The organism is Microcoleus sp. A006_D1, assembly GCF_036702805.1.
GTDB lineage: Bacteria > Cyanobacteriota > Cyanobacteriia > Cyanobacteriales > Microcoleaceae > Microcoleus.
The window spans coordinates 147,143-166,387 of sequence record NZ_JAUBVZ010000007.1; the positions used below are offsets into that span (position 1 = coordinate 147,143).

Here is a 19,245-nt window from a genome sequence, read left to right on the forward strand (position 1 = left end):
ACAGTGACCGGGACTTCTCCGACAGTGATCGGGACTTCTCCGACAATGACCGGGACGGGCCCGGGGATTTCCATCACGCCGGTGCCGCGGCCAGCGATAACAGTACCCACGCCTCCCCCACAGCCAGTGTTTGTCGATGGCGTAATTGTCGCCAATGATGGCAATAACTATTTAATCGGCAGCTTGTTCAATGACACGATTTCCGGGCGCGGCGGTGACGACACGATTTTGGGTCGGGACGGGGCCGATATCATCAGGGGCGATGACGGTAACGATTCTCTCAATGGCGGCGCTGGTAAAGATATTGTTGAGGGCGGGCGCGGCAATGACACGGCGCGGGGCGGCAAAGACGATGACTTGGTTTCTGGCGACCTGGGCGATGATGTAGCTTTTGGCGACCAGGGGAACGATATTGTCTTGGGTGCTGAAGGCAACGATACGCTGTACGGCGGTAAAGGCAATGACTGTCTGCGCGGAGGTGGCGAAGACGACCTGATTTTTGGCGATAAGGGCAATGACACTGTTTTTGGCGACACGGGTAATGATTGCCTGATTGGGGCTGCTGGCAATGATATTTTGTTGGGCGGCGACGGCGGGGATGTCATCAGCGGCGGTGTTGGTAACGATACTGGTGACGGCGGTGTTGGTGATGACCTGATCTTTGGGGGCGATGGCAATGATTCTCTGTCTGGAGATGCTGGGGATGATATTCTTTCGGGCGATCGCGGATCTGATACTCTCACAGGAGGCGACGGTTCGGATATCTTTGTTCTCGGTAGGGTGGGCACGTCGGTTTCCAGTAACGGGTTTCTCACTACTGGCGGCCGCGAAGTCGGGGATGCTGATTTAATTAGAGATTTTAAGCCGGGAGATTCGATCGGTCTGGCTGGAGGTCTGAACTTTACACAGTTAAACATCTTCCAGGGTCAAGGCTCGAATTCTAGTAACACGATTATTCAGGACAAACAAACTGGCGAATTTTTGGCGGTGTTGCTTGATGTGCGATCGAACTCGCTGGATGAATCTAGGTTTACTACAGCTCAAATACCGCGCGTAGACGACAATCCCTTCACCATTCAAGGGACAAGTCCTTCTCCAAGTACGGGGACAAGTCCTTCTCCAAGTACGGGGACAACACCTTCGACGGGGACAACACCTTCGACGGGGACAACACCTTCGACGGGGACAACACCTTCGACGGGGACAAGTGCTTCTCCGACACCTTCGACGGGTACAAAACCTGTTACGACACCGCCACCGACACCGACTCCTGCGGGGACAACTCCTAGTCCAACTCCGGTGACGACTCCAACTCCGGTGACGACTCCAACCCCGGCGACGACTCCAACCCCGGCGACGACTCCGACTCCGGCGACGACTCCAACTCCGGCGGGGACAACTCCAAGTCCGACTCCGACTGCGGGCGGGACAACTCCGAGTCCGACTCCGACTACGGGGACATTGCCGACACAGGTTCCGAGTCCGACTCCGACTCCGACGGCTGGGACATTGCCGACACAGCTTCCTTCGATCGTCCCGACTCCAACTCCACCTTTCGGCGGGGGGCCGGTTCCGCCCAGTTTTACATCTCCGACTCCTAACGAGCCGCCGATCGTGGAAACTGGTAAAACGCTGACTGGTTTGCAGAATTTGCCTCTGTCTCTGAGCATTTCGGCGCCCAGCGATCCAGAGGGTCAACCGCTGTCGATCGCAGTTGTCAGAGTTCCCAGTCCGACTTTCGGTCAAATAGTTGTCGGTACGAGTCCGATCGCGATCAATCAAAAATTGACGGTTCAAGAACTGCTCGGTCTGCAATTCCAACCTAAAGCTGATGCGATCGGGCAAGCCGGTTCATTCAGCTACAGCGTAGCGGACGACCAAGGCGGCACGGCAGCAGCCTCAGTGGCGATTAACATCAACTCTTTCGATGCGTCCTCAACCCTTCCAACTAACCTGCCACCAGTTGCTGTCAACGACGGCATCGTATTTACGAATACGAATAATTTGCTGCCCACCTTCATCGACGTGCTCGCCAACGACTCCAGTCCGCAAAAAGGGCCGCTCAGCATTATCAATGTCGGCACCCCGAAACTGGGCATAGCTGTGAATCTCGGCACTCAGGTGCAGTTCATTGCCGGCAACGTAGCGGGTACAACTACTTTTACCTACAGCGTCAGCGACGGATTCGGGACAATTCCGGGCACAGGTACGATCGCCGTTTCCATCTTGCCAGCAGATAGCGGGCCTAACAGGTTAGTTGGCGGATCTTTGCCGGACAATTTGAACGGTTTTGCGGGCAGCGATACTATTGACGGCCAAGGCGGCAACGATACGATTAATGGTGGCGCGGATAACGACGTACTGATCGGGGGCCTGGGTGCAGATACCATGACGGGCGGCGGCGGCAGCAATCAATTCCGCTATACCAGCCCCGCAGAGGGCGGGCCGGCGTTTGATGCGGCTTCTTCGGCGGCAATCAATGCTGCGATCGCCGCGGGCGGATACGATGTGATTACTGATTTTACCGGTCTCGGTGTGCCGATCGCCGATCAGTTTAACTTTGCCCCCGGATTCCCGAATCTGGGCGGTAGCACGCAAGTTCTGCTAACGGTGCAAACAAATGTTTCTGCAAATATTTTGGGAGGAACTGCTTTCTTGTTTGCCTACGATTCCGGCGGCAATACTTACATCATTTATGACGGCAACGGTAACAACCAAACAGGCGGCGATTCTCGCATTTTGGCGAAGTTAAATGGTGTAACTGGAGTTACTTCTCTTTCGCCTTTTGACTTGACGTTTATCTAGGTTTGTAGTGAGGACTTCAGTCCTTCTTTATGCGGACTCAAGTCCTCACTACAACACGTTTATCTAGGTTTGTAGTGAGGACTTGAGTCCTTTTTGATGCGGACTCAAGTCCTCACTACAAACCGTTAAATCTGATTTTCATCAGAAAAAAGTCCCAATAAAGGAGCGAGAATCGCGCCGAAAACAAAGCCGCCGGCGTGGGCCCAGTAGGCAACTCCCCCGGATTCCATGCCTACACTTGCCGGGGCATTCAAGGAAGCCAAACCGCTCAATGCTTGCTGTGCAAACCAAAATCCTAGAAAGAAGAAAGCGGGAACTCGGACTGTGGTAATAAAGAATCCCAAGGGCAGCAGTGTCAAAACTTTGGCTTGGGGATATCTGAGAATATAAGCTCCCATCACGCCTGCGATCGCCCCGCTAGCACCCAGGGATGGAATCGCCGATGTTGAGGAAAAATACCACTGAGTTAGTGATGCTAAAACGCCACAAGTAAGGTAAAATATTAAAAATTTGACGTGCCCTAAACGGTCTTCTACGTTGTTGCCAAAAATCCACAAAAATAACATATTTCCGGCTATGTGCAGAAAGCCTGCGTGCAGGAATTGCGAGCTAATTAGCGTCGTCCATTCGGGAAATGGCGAAACAGGCAGAGACACCCGACACATATTGCTTAACTGGCAAGGAACTACCGCCCAAGAGTAGAAAAATTGGGTTAATTGGCGATCGCCCAAACTGAGTTCGTACAAAAATACTAATATGTTGACAGCAATCAGTCCGAAGGTAACGTAGGGAGTGATACTGGTGGGATTGTCATCGCGTAAGGGAACCACAGCTTTTTTTTCCTCAACATCAAAATATTGGCAACACAATAGCGCATTTATCTGTAAGCTGTCTCCTCTCTAAAGGAAGAGAGAAGAAGTCATTAGTCATTAGTCATTAGTCAGTAGTCAGAAGGAAGAGGGGCTTGGCTGCGGTTGGGTTCATGTTGGCGAAGAGAAAGTGTTTAGACTTATTGCAGAAATCTTTGATTGATATGTCAACCGCAGATGAAAAGCAGATAAGCGCAGATAAACGCAGATAGTTTTAAGATTTTTTGGGAATGAGTGCAATGCAAGTCTAAACAATTAACGTAATTCTCCCATTTCTAGTTTTCCTAGTACAATTAAACTTTCTAAGTCTTCCACCGCATCAGGAAGGTAAGTTTTTACTGTCTTTCTTACTAATTCTAAGGCAGTTTCATCAGCCCCTCCTAACATCCGCGTCAAGTCGCCAATATCTATACCGCGACTGGCTTGCAATTTCATTATGATTAAATAAGGCAATCCGATAATTGGCAAATTGTCGGGGGCAATGTTTGGATTTGCGATCGCTTCTACAACCCAAGGTTGTTGTGATTCCAGAACATCCAAAATACTACCGTCTGGTAGTTGCCAACTACTGCCACCTATGCTGAGTTCTCCCACTTTTTTGCTGTCAGTTGCCACTAATTCTTGATAGATATTTTCGGCATCATCAGTCAACACTAAAATATCTAGGTCGTCAGTCATGCGTTCTGGCATATAAAGCCTGGTAGCAATTCCTCCTACAACAACAAACTGAGTTTGTTTGATAATAGCTTTGATGTTAGTCACGGGAGTGTTCCAAGTTCTTTTGCTGAGAAATTCTAAGGTGCTGCCGCTACCAGGACGGCATCTGCGTAGGGCGATTTCAATGTAAACTTTTCGTCTTTGTTCGGGAAGTCTCAGATTTTTCATGTTCTTGCTTACCTTACATTTGTATTTTATGATGCTATTTCTATGAAAACTCCTACACTTTCAACAGCCATGATACTTACCGCACACAAAGCGTAAATTCCTGTTCCTACTGTTACTTGTACTGTGTCTGCATTGATGATTTTTATGAGCTTCCAAGTATCACCATTCTTTTGATAAAGCGTCCAAGAACGGATGTTTTTATCGGCGGGATTTTTCCACTGCAAAACATTGCTACTGCCGACTTTTTGTACTACCACTGATACTGGAGGGGCTGGCGGCTTTCCATTTTGCCAGGGCATCGCGGGAACGAGTGCGGGCTGGGTGTATGTAGTGGATTTGAAATTATCGTAAATTTGCTGGCGGTTGTCGCTAAATGCTTTCATGCTGAAGAAAACATTGCCTAAAGCTAAGTTATCTTTAGAGTTGCGCGTAATCTGAATTTGATTGTTTATTTCGTCTACTGTCCATTTTATGCCGTCCAGTCTTCCTAGGTTATTTCCTACGTAAATATGTCTATTTTGAGGGTTGTTTTCTAGCCACCATTGCAGTAACATTGGATAGCTTTGAGCTGTTTGGTCGATGCGCCAGTAAAGTTGGGGATTTAGATAGTCTACCCAACCTGATTCTAGCCATTTTTTGGCGTCGGCATAGAGTGTTTCGTAGGCGTCTAAACCGCGACTTTTCGGTGGCTGTCCGGGGCGATAAATGCCGAAGGGACTGATGCCGAATTTGACGTTTGGTTTGGCTGATCTAATTCCTTGTCCGAGTCTTCTAACTAATTTGTTGACATTTTCGCGCCGCCAGTCTCCTAAACTCATTTGGCCGCCTCGGGAGACATAACTATTGTAAATCTTGCTGTCGGGAAATTCTTGACCGGCAATCGGATAAGGATAGAAATAATCGTCGAAGTGAACGCCGTCTATATCGTAGCGCTTTACTACGTCTAAAATTACGTTGTAAGTCTTGTCTACAACTAAATCAATTCCCGGGTCCATCCACAAATCATCGCCCCACGGATAAACGCATTCGGGATTGGTAACAGAGAGGTGCGGGCTGACGTTGGGAGGCGTTTGGGTATAAGAAACTTTGGCGCGGTAGGGATTGAACCAAGCGTGAACTTCGATGTTGCGTTTGTGGCTTTCTGTAACGGCAAATGTTAAAGGGTCATAATAAGGTTGCGGTGGCTTTCCTTGAGTTCCTGTCAGCCACGCACTCCAAGGTTCTAATTGTGAGGCGTAAAGGGCATCGCCCGCAGCTCTAATTTGCAGGATAATTGCATTGAAATTCATTTCTTGCAGCCTGTCTAGGATTTTCAGCAGTTCTGCTTTTTGCTGTTCTGTTGAGAGTTTGTTGCTGAGCGGCCAGTCAATATTCCACACGGATGTTATCCACACTCCGCGAAATTCTCGCTGGTGGTTGACGCTCACTTGCGGTCGGGGAACTTTGCTGAGAACTATAATATATTGATTGTATATTTGTGGTGCTCTTTTGAGGTATACTAATGCTTGATAAACCCAGGCGGCGACATCGGCTCTGGTGGCGTTTGCGGCGGGATTTAATAGGTTTAAATTGGGGGCGTTGACGACTATTTCGGATTGGGTGGCGATGACGATCGCCTTTTTGGCATAGTTGGGAATTTCTGTACTATCTTGGTAGATGTTTGATAAGATCAGATTGGTTGTCGGTGCAGCGTTCGCCCCAAAAATTCCGCTGACTAAGGCAACTAATGCCTCGGCCCTGGTAATCATGTTTTCGGGTTTGAACAGGTTGTCGGGATAGCCGGAGATAAATCCTCTTTTATATGCTGCTTGAATGGCGCTGGCGGCCCAGTGGGTGGGGGGAACGTCGATAAAGGAAATGTAGGGCCGTTTGTCGGGTACGGGAAAGGCTTTGCTGACGATGGCGGCGAATTGGGCGCGGGTGAGGTTGCTGTTGGGGCGAAAAGTGCGATCGGGAAAACCGCTGATCACGGCCCGTTCTACTAGGCCGTCAATGAATATTTTTGCCCAATGATTTTGAATGTCGGAGAAGCGATTTGTGCTGGAAACCATAGTTATTTAATAATTGGGCATAGGGCATAGGGCATTGGGCATTGGTTATTAGTTATTAGTAGCAAGTCACAAATAACTAATAACTAATAACTAATAACTAATAACTAATAACAACTGTCAACAGTCAACTGACTACAGCAAACCTGCATTTTCGTACAAAAGTCGGATGATATTGATAATTTTTTGTCCGTATAAAGGATCGGAATTCCAGCGGCCTGCAAGTTCGTTGGCGGTGGGGGCGATGCCGCGCTTGACAAAGCGAAAACGCACGTTTTCTTGAACTAAAGGTTGGTTGATTGGTTCGGTGCTGGCGTAAGCTTTGAGGTGCTGAATTTGCGCTCTAATTCCGGTGCGGGCGTCGGGAAATGAGATGCCGGAATTTGTGGGGCTGATGATTCCCATGTCGGCAAAGTTAAATTGTTCTGGTTTGACTGCACCGCCAAAGTTGAGATAGTTTGTTTCTAAACACATTTGGCAAAAAGCTAGGTCGTGGTTGACGCCTTCTGCGGCTGCTTCTTGGACGTAAATTTGAGTTAAATTGGGAAATACTGCCAGGGCTTTGCTGTTATTTTTGGTAAGAAATACTGTCAGTTGTTGGGCGGTGGTTAAACCGCGGCCCATGATTTTTCCTACGCCTGAGAGGATATCACGGCGCGATCGCAGGGATACTGATGTTGTGGTCTGATCCCAAGTTACGGAAATTTCGCGATCGCGCAAATCGACTGCCCGCACGAATACTACTCCATTGTACGTGATTCGGCGATCGGCTGCCTCGGGTTTGACATTCAGAGCGTCTAGAACTTCGGAAGGAACAAAAGCATTTCCGTTGACCAAAATGCCTTTGTCTTCGTGGGGCGCACCGTTGATTTGGATATTAATTAAAGGATAAACTATAGGTTTTGGTGCGGGTGTGGGTGCGGGTGTGGGTGCGGGTGTGGGTGCGGGTGTTGGTGTCGGCAAAGGTTTCAAAGCGGTATTTTTTAACCAAGCTTCGAGTCCGTCAGCGAGTCCGAGGGCGACATCGCGGCGGCGAGTTTGAAGAATTCGCAAGTCGTCGGGACTGGTCAAAAAACCGAGTTCTATTAATAGCGAAGGAACGTTGACGCGCCGGCAAAATCCGAGGCTACCAACACCTGCTTCAGTATCTGCTTTTGCGCCGCGGCTCGGTATTTCTGGACACCTACGCAAATAGCCGTTTAAGATTAAATCCGCATCTGCTTTTCGCTTGGGGTTGCTGCCAATATAAAACGCGCTTGCACCGCGAACTTGGGGATTAGAAAAAGCGTCGAGGTGCATTTCGACTGCTACATCTCCCGGCTGGCAGCGGTTGTTGATCCAAGCGATAGTTTCTACTAAACTTAGAGTATCCGGCACGGAGAAAGTGCTTAGGCCTCGCTGCCGCAATTCGGGTACTAATAAATCGCGAATTAGGATCAATTCCTGGGCTTCGGTTGTGCCAAATGCGATCGCCCCAGAATCCCGCAAGCTGCCTTCAAACCCGCCGTGTCCGGCTGAAACAAAAATAGAAGCCATTTAATAAAAATCTCCACCTTGCAGTTACTTCAGTGTCAGCTTTTTATGCTTACGTTTTATTTTACCGCAAAGGCGTAGATTTTATTATTGCACAACAAATTTGTAGTTGCGCTCTGGGTGGGGGTTTTAACCCCTAGGCACAACTACAAACTTGTTAATCCGCATGGAGATTACATTTTTACAGCGGGGCTAGTCGAAGGTTTTGGAGCCTTAATTTCTTGGGAAACAGCACGGGCGCGGAAGAGTTTAGCAACGACTTGCTCGCACTTGGACAAATCCGCTTCTATCTGTGTAAAAATGTCAGTTGATACCGGATCGGTGAACTTCGCCCGCAGGTTGTTGATATCGACAACACCTGTTTGCAAATCGCCGAGGGTGCTGCGCAGCAAGAAGGTTTCATCGGTTCCTTGCATGGAAGATTTTAATTTGGCGTATTTGTCAGCAATTTGGGCGGGAATTGAGGGTTTTTCGCCGAAATCGTTGAGGCGGTTTTCGAGAGCCTGGATGTGTTGCTGTTTATTTTGGATCATTTCCGTCAGGAGCGATCGCAAATCGGCATCTCCGGTTTTTTCCGCATAATTCTGAAACGCTTCGCAAGCATAGCGCTCGCCTGCGAGGGCGGTATTCAAACCTTTAACAATGTCGCCTTGTGTCGAGCCGCCCCAACCGTTAGCTAATTTCCACCATTCTGCGCTGGCGTCGGTTTCTTCGGGTAAACCGACTGCTTTGCCACCGTAACCGAGGCGCGCCATAATTGCTGTAGTAAATATTCCTAAATCTCCCGGTTGGCGGGAAGTAATCAAGTTGCCGTCAACTACTAAAGCTTCGTTGATGTAGTTAGCTCCGGCATTGATCATGTCGGTTTTAATTGCCAAGAAACCAGTCGCATTTTTGCCTTTGAGCACGTCTGCTTCAATCAAAACTTGCGGGCCGTGACACACAGCAGCGACGATTTTTCCTTGTTCCATGGCTTCTTTGACAAACCGCACTGTATTGGGATTTGTCCGCATTGTATCGGGAGCCATACCGCCGGGAATTATCACTGCATCGAATTCTTCGGCTAATGATTCAGTGGTAGTTCCGTCAGCCTGCTGGGCAACTTTACCATTTTTACCCGCATATTTTTCGTTTGTGCGCGAACCGAGGACAACTACGTCAAATCCTGCTTGTTTTAAGGCGTTGTAAGGAACCAGAAATTCCGAATCTTCAACTCCATTTTCGATGAGTATGGCAACTCGCTTGCTGTTAGCTTCGTTATCTGCTGTCATAATCAGTTTCCCTTAAGGTAGCATTTTCTATCAACTTAATTTATTTCTGGGTGCGATCGCGTCTGGCTAAAGTTATAATTTTGTTAGGATGAAAAGGGGCGATCTGAGTCTTTAGAGGTAGGCATATCTGTGCTTCGTGCGCGCTAGGATTTAAACAAGATTGTCAAAGTCCTATCAATCAAATTTTTGGACGGGCTAGAAGCCCATCCCACAAGAAAAAAATTTTGTGGGATGGGCTTCTAGCCCGTCCAAATTATAGCCTCAGTGCACGTAAGAAGCGCCGTTAATGTCGATCGTTGTCCCGGTAGCGTGGGTTGCTAAACCCGACGCTAAAAACGCGATTACATTGGCGACATCTTGAGGAGGAGCGATTTTGCCGATCGGGATATCGCGCACAATCTGTGCTTCGCCGCACTCCCGAATAAACCGATCGGACATTTCCGTGCTCACAAATCCCGGTGCAACAGTAAAAGCTAAAATATTATCAGTCGCAAACCCTCTAGCAATGCTGCGAGTTAAAGAAACAATCGCACCTTTTGATGCAGCGTAGTGCAGATAATTCGGATCGTCGCCGCGAAAAGCAGCGCGACTTGCTATATTAATAATTGTACCGCCATTGCGAGTCTTAAAATGCAGAATTGCTTCCCGGCACAAATCAGCAACCGCAACTAAATTAACTTGTAGAGTTTGCTGCCAAGCCGACGACCAAATATCGAACTCGTCCTCGATACCCGCGGACTGCATAATCCCAGCATTGTTAACTATAATATCAATATGACCGCGCCATTTTACAGCATCTCGCCACAAACTCGCCGCCGCATTTGGTGACATCAAATCTGCTGCTAATAAATAACAGCGATCGCCCGCGACACTTGCTGCTACCGATTCCGCCGCTTGCTGACTGCGACAGTAATGCAAAATCACCTGGGCCCCAGCATTAACCAAAGTGCGAACCGTCGCTGCACCAATCCCTTTCGAGCCGCCCGTTACTAAAATTACCTTTCCAGTTAAATCAATCATTTCTCTCTCTCTATCTTTTCTCTTTCTCTGCGCCCTCTGCGCCCTCTGCGGTTAATAAAAAAAATAAATCCCGTTCACAAACCAAATAGAACTGCTATATGATAATTGTATAGGAGAAAGTGTTCTGCTTGAAATAAAAATAAAAAATCGCCATGAAAGCAGTTGCCTACGATCGCTACGGTTCCGCCGAGGAATTGCAGTACCGAGAATTGTCCAAGCCGATCGCCAAAGCCAACGAATTGCTAGTCAGAGTTCGCGCTAGCAGCGTCAATCCCGTAGACTGGAAAATCCGCCAAGGACACCTGCAACTACTGACAGGATTTAACTTTCCTCGAATTGTCGGTTCAGATATATCAGGAGTTGTCGTAGAAGTTGGATCGGAAGTTACCCAATTTCAACCTGGAGATGAAGTTTATACATTCTTAAATCCGATCGCTGGCGGTGGTTGTGCCGAATACGCTGCGGTGGCAGAATCGAGTGCGGCAATTAAGCCTAAAAACATCACCCATGCCGAAGCAGCAGCAGTACCGATCGCAGGTTTAACCGCTTTGCAAGCCCTCAGGGATTTGGGTGAAATTAAAGCAGGGTACAAAGTATTGATTAACGGCGCTTCCGGCGGAGTCGGGATGTTTGCGGTGCAAGTGGCGAAAGCAATGAACGCGGAAGTGACGGGAGTTTGCAGCGCCCAAAATAGAGATTTTGTCAAGGGTTTGGGAGCAGATTTGGTTCTGGATTATGCAGAGATTGACTTTACTCAACAGCCAGAAAAGTATGATATAATCTTGGATGCTGTCGGCACTAAAACATTTGCTGAATGCGAAAAAGTGATGCAAGCCGAGGGAGTTTATATCTCGACTTTGCCGAGTTTCGACAACCTCACACCGATGTTGACGAGCTGGTTTATTCCTGGTAAAAAAGCTAAATTGATTGTCGCTAATCCGAATCCGGGCGATTTAGGCATTTTGCGGGAGTTAATCGAATCCGAGCAAGTTGAGCCGATTGTCGATCGCACTTACAGCTTAGCAGAAGTAGCAGCCGCCCACGTTTACAGCGAAACAGGCCGCGCTGTTGGCAAAATTGCGATCGCCATTGACAGTTAAAAAAAATCATGTTTAACCAATACGACTTAGAGGATTATATGCCTTACCTGGCAATGGTTCACCAAAAAATGCGCGGTTGGCGTTAAAGTAAGTAAAAAGAGCGATCGCCCTTAACCCAGAAACCGATTTTTGCACTCACCTGCGTCCAAGACGAATAAACGTAAAACCTAAATAAAATCAAAAATACCTATGACTGCCCCCTCAGACTTGGAGACATCCGAACAAAATTCCGACAACAACCTCGAACTAATTAGCTCGGAAAATAGCATTGTGCCAATAACCGACGATTTCATGGGTTCTCGCAACCTAGAAAACGAATTTCTAGACGAACTTCCCGACGAAGTTGAGATGTCTTTGTTCGACCATTTAGAAGAATTGCGGCAGCGACTTTTCTACTCGCTAATTGCCGTAGCAATCGGTGTAGTTGGTTGCTTTTTAACCGTTAAGCCGATCGTACAATTGCTAGAAGTACCCGCCGGGCCAGTCAAATTTCTGCAACTAGCACCCGGCGAGTATTTCTTTGTTTCGATCGAAGTAGCCGGATACTGCGGTTTGCTAATTGCAAGTCCGTTTATTTTTTACCAAATAGCGCTATTTGTGCTACCCGGCTTGACTCGCAAAGAACGCGGGTTGCTGGGCCCAGTGTTTTTTGGTTCGAGTTTTCTATTCATGGGCGGGCTGGTATTTGCTTACATCGCTCTGATTCCGGCGGCGCTGAACTTCTTTGTTACCTACGGGGCGGATGTTGTAGAGCAGTTGTGGTCGATCGACAAATACTTTAAATTTGTACTATTGTTAATGTTCAGCACTGGCTTAGCTTTTCAAATCCCGATCGTTCAAGTATTGCTCGGTGTTTTGGGGATAGTTTCTTCTAAGCAAATGCTATCGGGGTGGCGCTATGTAGTCTTGGGAGCGGCCGTTTTGGGAGCTGTTTTAACGCCTTCTACTGACCCTTTAACGCAAAGTCTTTTAGGAGGTGCGGTGCTTGCCTTGTATTTTGGCGGCGTTGGTTTGGTGAAGCTTTTAGGGCGGTGATATCTTCAAAGATCGATCGCCTCGAAGCCTAAAAATATAGAGGTGCGATCGCCCGCGCCTCTATATTTTAGTAAAAGTTAAAATTCCACACCAAAGTTTTGTCAAAACTTTGTCTACATTCGGAACTGTTCGACTTCAGGTGTGTAGCCGATCGGCAAAACGTAATCGAGATTCTCGTGGGGACGAGCAATTATGTGATACGATAGCAACTTTCCGCCATCGACCTTTTTAACTGATTCAATTCCAGCAGCAACGGCTGCTTGCACTTCAGAGATATCTCCTCTAACTATAATTGTCCAGTAGGCACGGGTTATCTTTTCATAGCGAACTAAAGTAACTCGGGCTGCTTTCACCATTGAGTCTGCAACTTCTACGGCAGCGGGAAATCCTAAGACTTCAACCATTCCAACTGCAACACCCATTACAACATTCTCCTAAATTTCACAAGATATCTGAGACTCATTGTATGTGAAATTGTTGACAGAAATTGGTTCGGATGATTTTGCTAAACTAGAAATTCGATCGCCCAAAATTAAGGAGCCCCACAAGCTGTGGCGGCATTTAAACCCCAGTGTCGGACAGGAAAGCCCGCCCTACAAGACTTTGAATCAAAAAAACTGCGAAAATTAGCTGCGCGACAGCTTAGTTTCTCGCCGCCCGCACGCCGGATGACAAGTTCGCCTCACGATTTTCGGGACTGGGAACTCAAAAAATCCACCCCCGACCAGACACAAAACTTTACAAGCTGCGAGATCGGCGATCGACCGTTGTGGTTTCCCTTGCAGCGAGCGTCCCGCTCGCACTGCGGTATCATTCGGATGTCACCGGATTCGCTCTGACTGAGGACTGTTGACTGAGGACTGTTGACTGATGACGAATGACTGAGGACGAATGACTGATGACTCAAAACTCGTCAAGCAACCACTCCGAGGCTCTTTCGCCTAAATCTAGGGGAACGCTGACAGCTTTGCCCAAACGCGGGCGATCGCGAGTAGTGACAATATATTCTCTCACCTGTTCGGTGCTGCCCCAGCCGTTGAGGTAATTGGCCACCGCGTCCAAATGCTCAAAATAATCAGCCTCCGTCATCGGAAAAGACACCTGTTCGAGATATTTCCACATCACCTGGACGAAAATCTTGCCCCGCGTCCGCCGCAATCTGATATCGTAAGATTTTCCCCATTTCTCTAGCAATAGCTGGTGTAAATCCTTGCCCGTCATGGTTGCTCCTGAGTTAATCTCTTAAACAATAAAAGACAAAGTTCAAAAAATGTAATAATACTCTAATAAAGGCTGGAAGGTGCATTCTTAAACGAATTTTCGCGGCCTGAGATTTGTGCGGGCAGATTGGCGGCAATCATCCTCCTTCGTCTGCACGTACAGGTTCGCTAACAGCTAACAAACAAACGTAACTTAAAACCGTAAGGCAGGTCATGGCTCAATCTTCTGCTGGAAATCCCGATGTCCCCGATATGGGGCGTCGCCAATTTATGAATTTGCTGACGTTCGGTACAGTCACAGGTGTGGCACTGGGCGCACTCTATCCTGTTGTCCAATATTTTGTTCCTCCGTCGAGTGGGGCAGTTGGTGGCGGAGTCACAGCTAAAGATGCCTTGGGTAACGACATCATCGTTAGCGAATATTTGACTTCGCACCCTGCGGGCGATCGCACTTTAGCTCAAGGTCTCAAAGGCGACCCCACTTATCTTGTGGTGAAAGAAGACCTATCTCTGGCCGAATACGGCATCAATGCAGTCTGCACTCACTTGGGTTGCGTCGTGCCTTGGAATGCTAGCGAAAACAGGTTTATCTGTCCTTGCCACGGTTCTCAATACAACAATGAGGGCAAAGTGGTGCGCGGGCCCGCGCCTTTGTCTCTGGCCCTAGCCCACGTCACTATCGCAGATGACAAGGTTGCTTTCACCCCTTGGAAAGAAACAGATTTCCGCACCGGTGAAGCACCTACCTGGTCATAGTTATTAGTTAGCAGTTAGTCGTTAGTCGTTAGTGGTTAGTAGTTAGTAGTTAGTAGTTAGTAGTTAGTAGTTAGTAGTTAGTCGTTAGTCGTTAGTTTCAATAACTAATAACCAATAACCAATAACCAATAACCAATAACCAATAACCAATAACCAATAACCAATAACCAATAACTAATAACCAATGACCAATGACCAATGACAAATGACCAATGACTAATCACTAAATTGTCTGACCTTTGAGATTGAATACTCTGATGCCACAAATTAATTTATCTGCGATATTTCGTCACAGTGCCAAGACGATCGCCAAAACTGCCTTAATTGCGATCGCTGCCGCAGGATTTTTCCTCACCAGCGACATTGCACTTCCCCAAGCAGCATTTGCTTATCCTTTCTGGGCTCAGCAAACAGCACCAGCTACTCCCCGCGAAGCAACTGGCAAAATTGTTTGCGCCAACTGTCACCTCGGTGTAAAACCGACTGAAATTGAAGTCCCGCAATCTGTTTTGCCTGACACGGTTTTTGAAGCTATTGTCAAACTTCCCTACGATACTAGCGTGCAGCAAGTCGTCGGCGACGGCACCAAAGGTGGCTTGAATGTGGGCGCAGTTGTGATGTTGCCTGAAGGTTTCAAGATTGCTCCCGCTGACAGAATTCCCGAAGAAATGAAGGAAAAAGTCGGCGATCTTTACTTCCAACCTTACAGCGAAACCCAAGAAAATATTATTTTAGTGGGCCCGCTGCCAGGAGAACAGTACAAAGAATTGGTATTCCCAGTTTTGTCGCCAAATCCCGAAACTGACAAGTCCGTTCACTACGGCAAATACCTAATTTATGTCGGCGGCAACCGCGGCCGCGGTCAGGTTTATCCTACTGGTGCCAAGAGCAACAATGCTGTTTATAATGCTTCGGTAGCTGGCAGCATTTCTAAGATTGCCACACCTGAAGATGGCGGTTATGAAGTGACAATTCAACCGGCAGAAGGTGCAGCGGTTGTTGATACAATTCCCGCAGGCCCAGAACTGATTGTTACCGAAGGACAAACAGTTGCAGCCGGCGAACTTTTGACGAACAATCCTAATGTGGGCGGCTTCGGTCAAAAAGACGTGGAGATTGTACTGCAAAGTGCAGGTCGAGTTACAGGATTGATGGCTTTCGTGGCTTTGACCATGCTGGCTCAAATCATGCTGGTTCTCAAGAAGAAACAGGTCGAAAAAGTTCAAGCTGCTGAAATGAATTTCTAAGCGCAGCTTTAATTAGTTGGGTAAGGTGCTTTGTGCCTACCCAACTATTAGGTAAGTAGGGCGGGGAATACCCGCCTTATTCTTTGATAAATAATCAGTAAAATAATGTCAATTGATGAGAATAAAGTTAAAGTAGGCGCGCTGGAATGGTTTTATCGGGAAACAAATCCGGTTAACGAAAGTGATAAACCTCCTGTACTGCTGCTGCACGGTTTGCCATCCCAAAGCTTTACCTGGAGTGCAATCATGACGGATTTGGCGGCCCAGGGATTTCGCTCGCTCGCCCCGGATTGGGTGGGCTACGGGCGATCGGCAAAACCGGACAAACGCGACTTTGCCTACACTCCCGATGCCTTTGTTGATGCCCTCGGTGGCTTTATTCAAACTTTAGAATTAGACAGATTTTCCCTCGTTGTCCAAGGCTTTTTAGCATCAGCAGGCCTTCAATACGCTTTGAGAAATCCTGATAAAATTGAGCGTTTAGCCGTTATAAATACACCCGTTTCAGCAGATATCAAATTGCCTTGGAAAATGCAGCAGTTGGGACTGCCTTTTATTGGCGACATGATCACCCAAGACCCGCTTTTGGTTGACAGAACCCTCGAAGGTGGCTGCCGCAAAATCATATCAGACAAGGATTTAGATGTTTACCGCCGCCCGTTTTTGAAGAGTTCGGATGCGGGGCGATCGCTAATGAACACAGTTCGTAACATTCAACTGCCGCAGTCAATGGCAGAAATTGAATCCGGCTTAAAAGGATGGACGCGACCAAGCTTATTTGTATGGGGTTTGACCGACCCTTGGCTGAGTGTTGAACCCGCTAAAAACATAGTCGTTTCCATGAAAAATGCAGAGTTAGTTACTCTCGAAGAAGCGGGGCATTATCCTCAAGAACATTGGTCAGAAAAAGTTGGCGAAGCTCTGATAACTTTTCTGCGCCGCCAGGAGGTAAAATAATATTTTGTACCTAACTCTCGGTGCTGGCTCAGCGAAGTAAATCCTCGCCGATCGCCATTCGCAGGCAAAGCCTGAGAACGAGAAATCTAAAATCTAAAATCTAAAATCGCTATGACTCGTCCCCGTTCGTTTTTTGCCTTGATGATGGCGTGTTTGATGGCATTTCTGGTTAGTTGCAGCAGTGTCGAAGCAAAAGTTCCCACGACTTACACAGCAGCCCAGATCCAGCAAATTCAGCGCTATGTTCCTACTCTGACAGAATTCCGATCGCGCATGGACAACTTAGGAACCCTAATTCAAAAAAGAAATTGGGTTGATACCAGAACTTACATTCACGGGCCTCTGGGCGACTTGCGCGGCACCATGAAAACTGTGTCTGGCACTTTATTGCCAAAATCTCAACAGCAAGCGGTTGATTTGACCAAGAGTTTGTTTGGTGATTTGGTCGAGATTGACAACGCTGCTAAAGCGACTGACTACGCAAAAGTCACGGCTAGCTATCGCAAAGCTGTGAATGATTTTGATACATTCTTGCAGCTAATTCCTAAAGCCTAATCGCTTTAGATAGGACGGCGGTTGAAACCGCGTCTATACACACGAAGATCAGACGTACGGTTGAAACCGCGTCTACACAAACGATGTCCGCCTCCGCGGACTGAAGATAATAACGTAAAACTTAATTTTTACTGCCCGTTCTTCAACCCGCTTGGAGTGGGTTTTGTTTGTATAGACGCGGTTTCTAACCGCCCTGTCTTCTTCTATAAAATCTAAAATCTAAAATCTAAAATCTAAAATTGAATGATTCGCATTGCAATTATTGGTTGCGGTATTATCGGGGCTTCCATCGCCTTTGAACTCAGTAAATTCCCCGAACTAAAAGTCACTGTATTCGACAAACAACCGCCGGCACAAGGTTCTACAGGTGCGGCCCTCGGTGTATTGATGGGAGTTATCAGTCACAAAACCAAGGGCAGAAACTGGCATTTGAGGGAAACCAGCCTTCAGCGCTACGAAACTTTGATTCCTGAATTGGAAGCAATTACGGGGCGGAAAATTCCTTTTAACAGACAGGGAATTTTGATGCTTTGTTCGGAGGGGGAGAATCTAAGTAAGTGGGAAAAGTTGATAGCAACTCGCGAGTCTCAAGGTTGGAAATTAGAACTTTGGGATGTGGAACGAGTGCGTGATTGCTGCCCTCATCTCTATTTAAATAATAAGACTATTGCAGCAATTTATTCACCTCAAGACAGACAAATCGATCCGATAGCGCTAACTTTGGCTTTGGTGGATGCTGCTGAACGCAATGGGGTGATTTTTGAGTATGGGGTGGAAGTTGCAGGATCGGCAATTGCTGCTACTGGCGAGTTCGATCGACTAATCATATCTGCTGGCCTAGGTTCTACTGCTGTTACTGCATCCTTAAATCAATTGGTTGACATTCGCCCGGTGTTGGGACAAGCGCTGCATTTGCGGTTGAAACATCCTTTAGGAAACCCAGATTTTACGCCAGTAATTACTTGCGATGACGTTCACATTGTGCCTTTGGCAAATCAGGAATATTGGGTGGGGGCGACGGTGGAGTTTTCGGAAAATGGCGCGGAAATTCAGGCGAATGCTGAGATGTTAGATGGAGTGATGGCAAGGGCGAGATCGCTTTGTCCCGCCTTAGCAGAAGCTGAAATCCTCAGAAAATGGTCGGGATTGCGCCCGCGCCCGGAAGGACGGCCAGCCCCAATTATCGAATCGCTTCCCGGTAACAGCCGCGTTCTTATCGCCAGCGGTCACTACCGCAACGGTGTTCTGCTGGCACCTGCAACCGCGCGATCGATCCGAGAAGCAATTTTGCAATAATTAACAAATGTTAATACAATAAATAAAGCCATTCATATCTTACATCTAAAAATGTCCGACAAACCTTTAGGAAAGCCCCGCTCCTTGTGGCAAGTAATTTTGCTGTCAGGAGTCAGCTTGCTGCTATATTACGGCTGGTACAAATGGATTATCCAAGAAGAATTGCGCCGCTATAACGGCAGCGGTTGGTCGGGAACACTGTGCTTGCTACCCTTTGTTTTAGGAGTAGCAGTCCCCCAAGCTTTGCGGCTATTCGACCCCGATGTTCCCGGATGGTTTGGTTGGTTTTCCTTCGTGGGAATTGCTTGGATTTACATCGTGCAGTTCAAACTTTACAACACAGTTAACGAACTGTACCGCCAAGAAGGAATCAAAGAACCGCTAACAGTTTGGTGGATTTTTGTACCTGGTTTAAATTTAATTGTCGGCTTGCGGCAAATTCACTTTTTGAGCCAGTTTTGGGCGAGAAAACAGGGAATTGAAGTCAAGGATAACTTAGCCGAAAGCATTCCTTTTCTGTCAGCTAACGCTTAAAGATAAAGTCGTAGGGTGCGTCAGTAATCAGAGCTCTATTTTCACATAATTTAGCTGACTGACGCACCCTACAAGCTTACTATCCGTTACATCCGTTACACAATCCGTTGCCGA

General features: G+C 47.5%; 18 protein-coding genes. 10 read left to right on the forward strand and 8 right to left on the reverse strand.

The features are described from left to right. The coding region (locus QUB68_RS14855) for an Ig-like domain-containing protein (RefSeq protein WP_332993659.1) at positions 1–2,805 on the forward strand (2,805 nt) is incomplete at its 5' end. Between the two features lie 125 nt (positions 2,806–2,930). Here the strand turns inward: QUB68_RS14855 and QUB68_RS14860 are convergent. The 6 genes from QUB68_RS14860 to QUB68_RS14885 form a co-directional block, all read right to left on the reverse strand. Further along, complete coding sequence (locus tag QUB68_RS14860; protein ID WP_332993662.1) at positions 2,931–3,635, reverse strand: rhomboid family intramembrane serine protease; 705 nt, start codon at positions 3,633–3,635, stop codon at positions 2,931–2,933. A 294-nt stretch (positions 3,636–3,929) separates the two neighbouring features. Beyond that, positions 3,930–4,559, reverse strand: a complete 630-nt coding sequence (locus QUB68_RS14865) for a hypothetical protein (RefSeq protein WP_332993665.1) — start codon at positions 4,557–4,559, stop codon at positions 3,930–3,932. A gap of 26 nt (positions 4,560–4,585) precedes the next feature. Further along, on the reverse strand, positions 4,586–6,610 hold the full coding sequence (locus QUB68_RS14870; RefSeq protein ID WP_332993667.1) for a glycoside hydrolase family 10 protein: 2,025 nt from the start codon (positions 6,608–6,610) through the stop codon (positions 4,586–4,588). Between the two features lie 132 nt (positions 6,611–6,742). Then, positions 6,743–8,143 (reverse strand): hormogonium tapered terminus morphoprotein TftA, encoded by a 1,401-nt coding sequence (gene tftA, locus QUB68_RS14875; protein ID WP_332993670.1) that lies wholly within the window; start codon positions 8,141–8,143, stop codon positions 6,743–6,745. Positions 8,144–8,313: 170 nt separating this feature from the next. Next, on the reverse strand, positions 8,314–9,411 hold the full coding sequence (locus tag QUB68_RS14880) for a DJ-1/PfpI/YhbO family deglycase/protease (protein ID WP_332993673.1): 1,098 nt from the start codon (positions 9,409–9,411) through the stop codon (positions 8,314–8,316). A gap of 261 nt (positions 9,412–9,672) precedes the next feature. After that, positions 9,673–10,431: an SDR family NAD(P)-dependent oxidoreductase gene (locus QUB68_RS14885; RefSeq protein ID WP_332993676.1), complete on the reverse strand. Its 759-nt coding sequence runs from the start codon at positions 10,429–10,431 to the stop codon at positions 9,673–9,675. A gap of 152 nt (positions 10,432–10,583) precedes the next feature. On the opposite strand from QUB68_RS14885, the gene QUB68_RS14890 reads away from it, so the two are divergent. Beyond that, entirely contained in the window at positions 10,584–11,531 is a 948-nt protein-coding gene (locus QUB68_RS14890) for an NAD(P)-dependent alcohol dehydrogenase (protein WP_332993679.1), read from the forward strand. Positions 11,532–11,720: 189 nt separating this feature from the next. Next, positions 11,721–12,566 carry a twin-arginine translocase subunit TatC gene (gene tatC, locus QUB68_RS14895; protein ID WP_332993681.1) on the forward strand — a complete coding sequence of 282 codons (846 nt, stop codon included), beginning with the start codon at positions 11,721–11,723 and terminating at the stop codon, positions 12,564–12,566. Between the two features lie 113 nt (positions 12,567–12,679). On the opposite strand, the gene QUB68_RS14900 is transcribed toward tatC, so the two are convergent. Further along, a complete protein-coding gene (locus QUB68_RS14900) occupies positions 12,680–12,988 on the reverse strand; it encodes a carbon dioxide-concentrating mechanism protein CcmK (protein WP_332993683.1) in 309 nt (102 codons plus the stop codon). 46 nt (positions 12,989–13,034) lie between these two features. Between QUB68_RS14900 and QUB68_RS14905 the strand changes: the two genes are divergently transcribed. After that, on the forward strand, positions 13,035–13,196 hold the full coding sequence (locus QUB68_RS14905; RefSeq protein WP_332993686.1) for a hypothetical protein: 162 nt from the start codon (positions 13,035–13,037) through the stop codon (positions 13,194–13,196). A 273-nt stretch (positions 13,197–13,469) separates the two neighbouring features. On the opposite strand, the gene QUB68_RS14910 is transcribed toward QUB68_RS14905, so the two are convergent. Next, entirely contained in the window at positions 13,470–13,787 is a 318-nt protein-coding gene (locus QUB68_RS14910; RefSeq protein WP_293224989.1) for a DUF3067 family protein, read from the reverse strand. 212 nt (positions 13,788–13,999) lie between these two features. Here QUB68_RS14910 and petC point away from each other — a divergent pair, with 212 nt between their 5' ends. The 6 genes from petC to QUB68_RS14940 all read left to right on the forward strand — a co-directional run bounded on the left by petC (position 14,000) and on the right by QUB68_RS14940 (position 19,131). Further along, a complete protein-coding gene (petC, locus tag QUB68_RS14915; protein WP_332993689.1) occupies positions 14,000–14,542 on the forward strand; it encodes a cytochrome b6-f complex iron-sulfur subunit in 543 nt (180 codons plus the stop codon). A 257-nt stretch (positions 14,543–14,799) separates the two neighbouring features. After that, positions 14,800–15,789, forward strand: coding sequence for a cytochrome f (petA, locus tag QUB68_RS14920; RefSeq protein WP_332993690.1), 990 nt, complete (start codon positions 14,800–14,802; stop codon positions 15,787–15,789). Between the two features lie 105 nt (positions 15,790–15,894). Further along, positions 15,895–16,746, forward strand: a complete 852-nt coding sequence (locus QUB68_RS14925) for an alpha/beta fold hydrolase (RefSeq protein WP_332993693.1) — start codon at positions 15,895–15,897, stop codon at positions 16,744–16,746. A 111-nt stretch (positions 16,747–16,857) separates the two neighbouring features. Then, a complete protein-coding gene (psbQ, locus tag QUB68_RS14930; RefSeq protein ID WP_332993695.1) occupies positions 16,858–17,301 on the forward strand; it encodes a photosystem II protein PsbQ in 444 nt (147 codons plus the stop codon). A 243-nt stretch (positions 17,302–17,544) separates the two neighbouring features. Next, the gene (locus QUB68_RS14935; RefSeq protein WP_332993697.1) at positions 17,545–18,597 is read left to right on the forward strand and encodes an NAD(P)/FAD-dependent oxidoreductase; all 1,053 of its coding nucleotides are present in this window, start codon (positions 17,545–17,547) and stop codon (positions 18,595–18,597) included. 51 nt (positions 18,598–18,648) lie between these two features. After that, a complete protein-coding gene (locus QUB68_RS14940; RefSeq protein WP_332993700.1) occupies positions 18,649–19,131 on the forward strand; it encodes a hypothetical protein in 483 nt (160 codons plus the stop codon). Positions 19,132–19,245 lie beyond the last annotated feature (114 nt).

Excerpts from the sequence above, each read along its gene's own strand:
- QUB68_RS14865 (WP_332993665.1), bottom strand. The coding sequence starts at position 4,559 with ATGAAAAATCTGAGACTTCCCGAACAAAGACGAAAAGTTTACATTGAA.
- QUB68_RS14870 (WP_332993667.1), bottom strand. The coding sequence starts at position 6,610 with ATGGTTTCCAGCACAAATCGCTTCTCCGACATTCAAAATCATTGGGCA.
- tftA (WP_332993670.1), bottom strand. The coding sequence starts at position 8,143 with ATGGCTTCTATTTTTGTTTCAGCCGGACACGGCGGGTTTGAAGGCAGC.
- QUB68_RS14880 (WP_332993673.1), bottom strand. The coding sequence starts at position 9,411 with ATGACAGCAGATAACGAAGCTAACAGCAAGCGAGTTGCCATACTCATC.
- QUB68_RS14885 (WP_332993676.1), bottom strand. The coding sequence starts at position 10,431 with ATGATTGATTTAACTGGAAAGGTAATTTTAGTAACGGGCGGCTCGAAA.
- QUB68_RS14890 (WP_332993679.1), top strand. The coding sequence starts at position 10,584 with ATGAAAGCAGTTGCCTACGATCGCTACGGTTCCGCCGAGGAATTGCAG.
- tatC (WP_332993681.1), top strand. The coding sequence starts at position 11,721 with ATGACTGCCCCCTCAGACTTGGAGACATCCGAACAAAATTCCGACAAC.
- QUB68_RS14900 (WP_332993683.1), bottom strand. The coding sequence starts at position 12,988 with ATGGGTGTTGCAGTTGGAATGGTTGAAGTCTTAGGATTTCCCGCTGCC.
- QUB68_RS14910 (WP_293224989.1), bottom strand. The coding sequence starts at position 13,787 with ATGACGGGCAAGGATTTACACCAGCTATTGCTAGAGAAATGGGGAAAA.
- petC (WP_332993689.1), top strand. The coding sequence starts at position 14,000 with ATGGCTCAATCTTCTGCTGGAAATCCCGATGTCCCCGATATGGGGCGT.
- petA (WP_332993690.1), top strand. The coding sequence starts at position 14,800 with ATGCCACAAATTAATTTATCTGCGATATTTCGTCACAGTGCCAAGACG.
- QUB68_RS14925 (WP_332993693.1), top strand. The coding sequence starts at position 15,895 with ATGTCAATTGATGAGAATAAAGTTAAAGTAGGCGCGCTGGAATGGTTT.
- psbQ (WP_332993695.1), top strand. The coding sequence starts at position 16,858 with ATGACTCGTCCCCGTTCGTTTTTTGCCTTGATGATGGCGTGTTTGATG.
- QUB68_RS14935 (WP_332993697.1), top strand. The coding sequence starts at position 17,545 with ATGATTCGCATTGCAATTATTGGTTGCGGTATTATCGGGGCTTCCATC.
- QUB68_RS14940 (WP_332993700.1), top strand. The coding sequence starts at position 18,649 with ATGTCCGACAAACCTTTAGGAAAGCCCCGCTCCTTGTGGCAAGTAATT.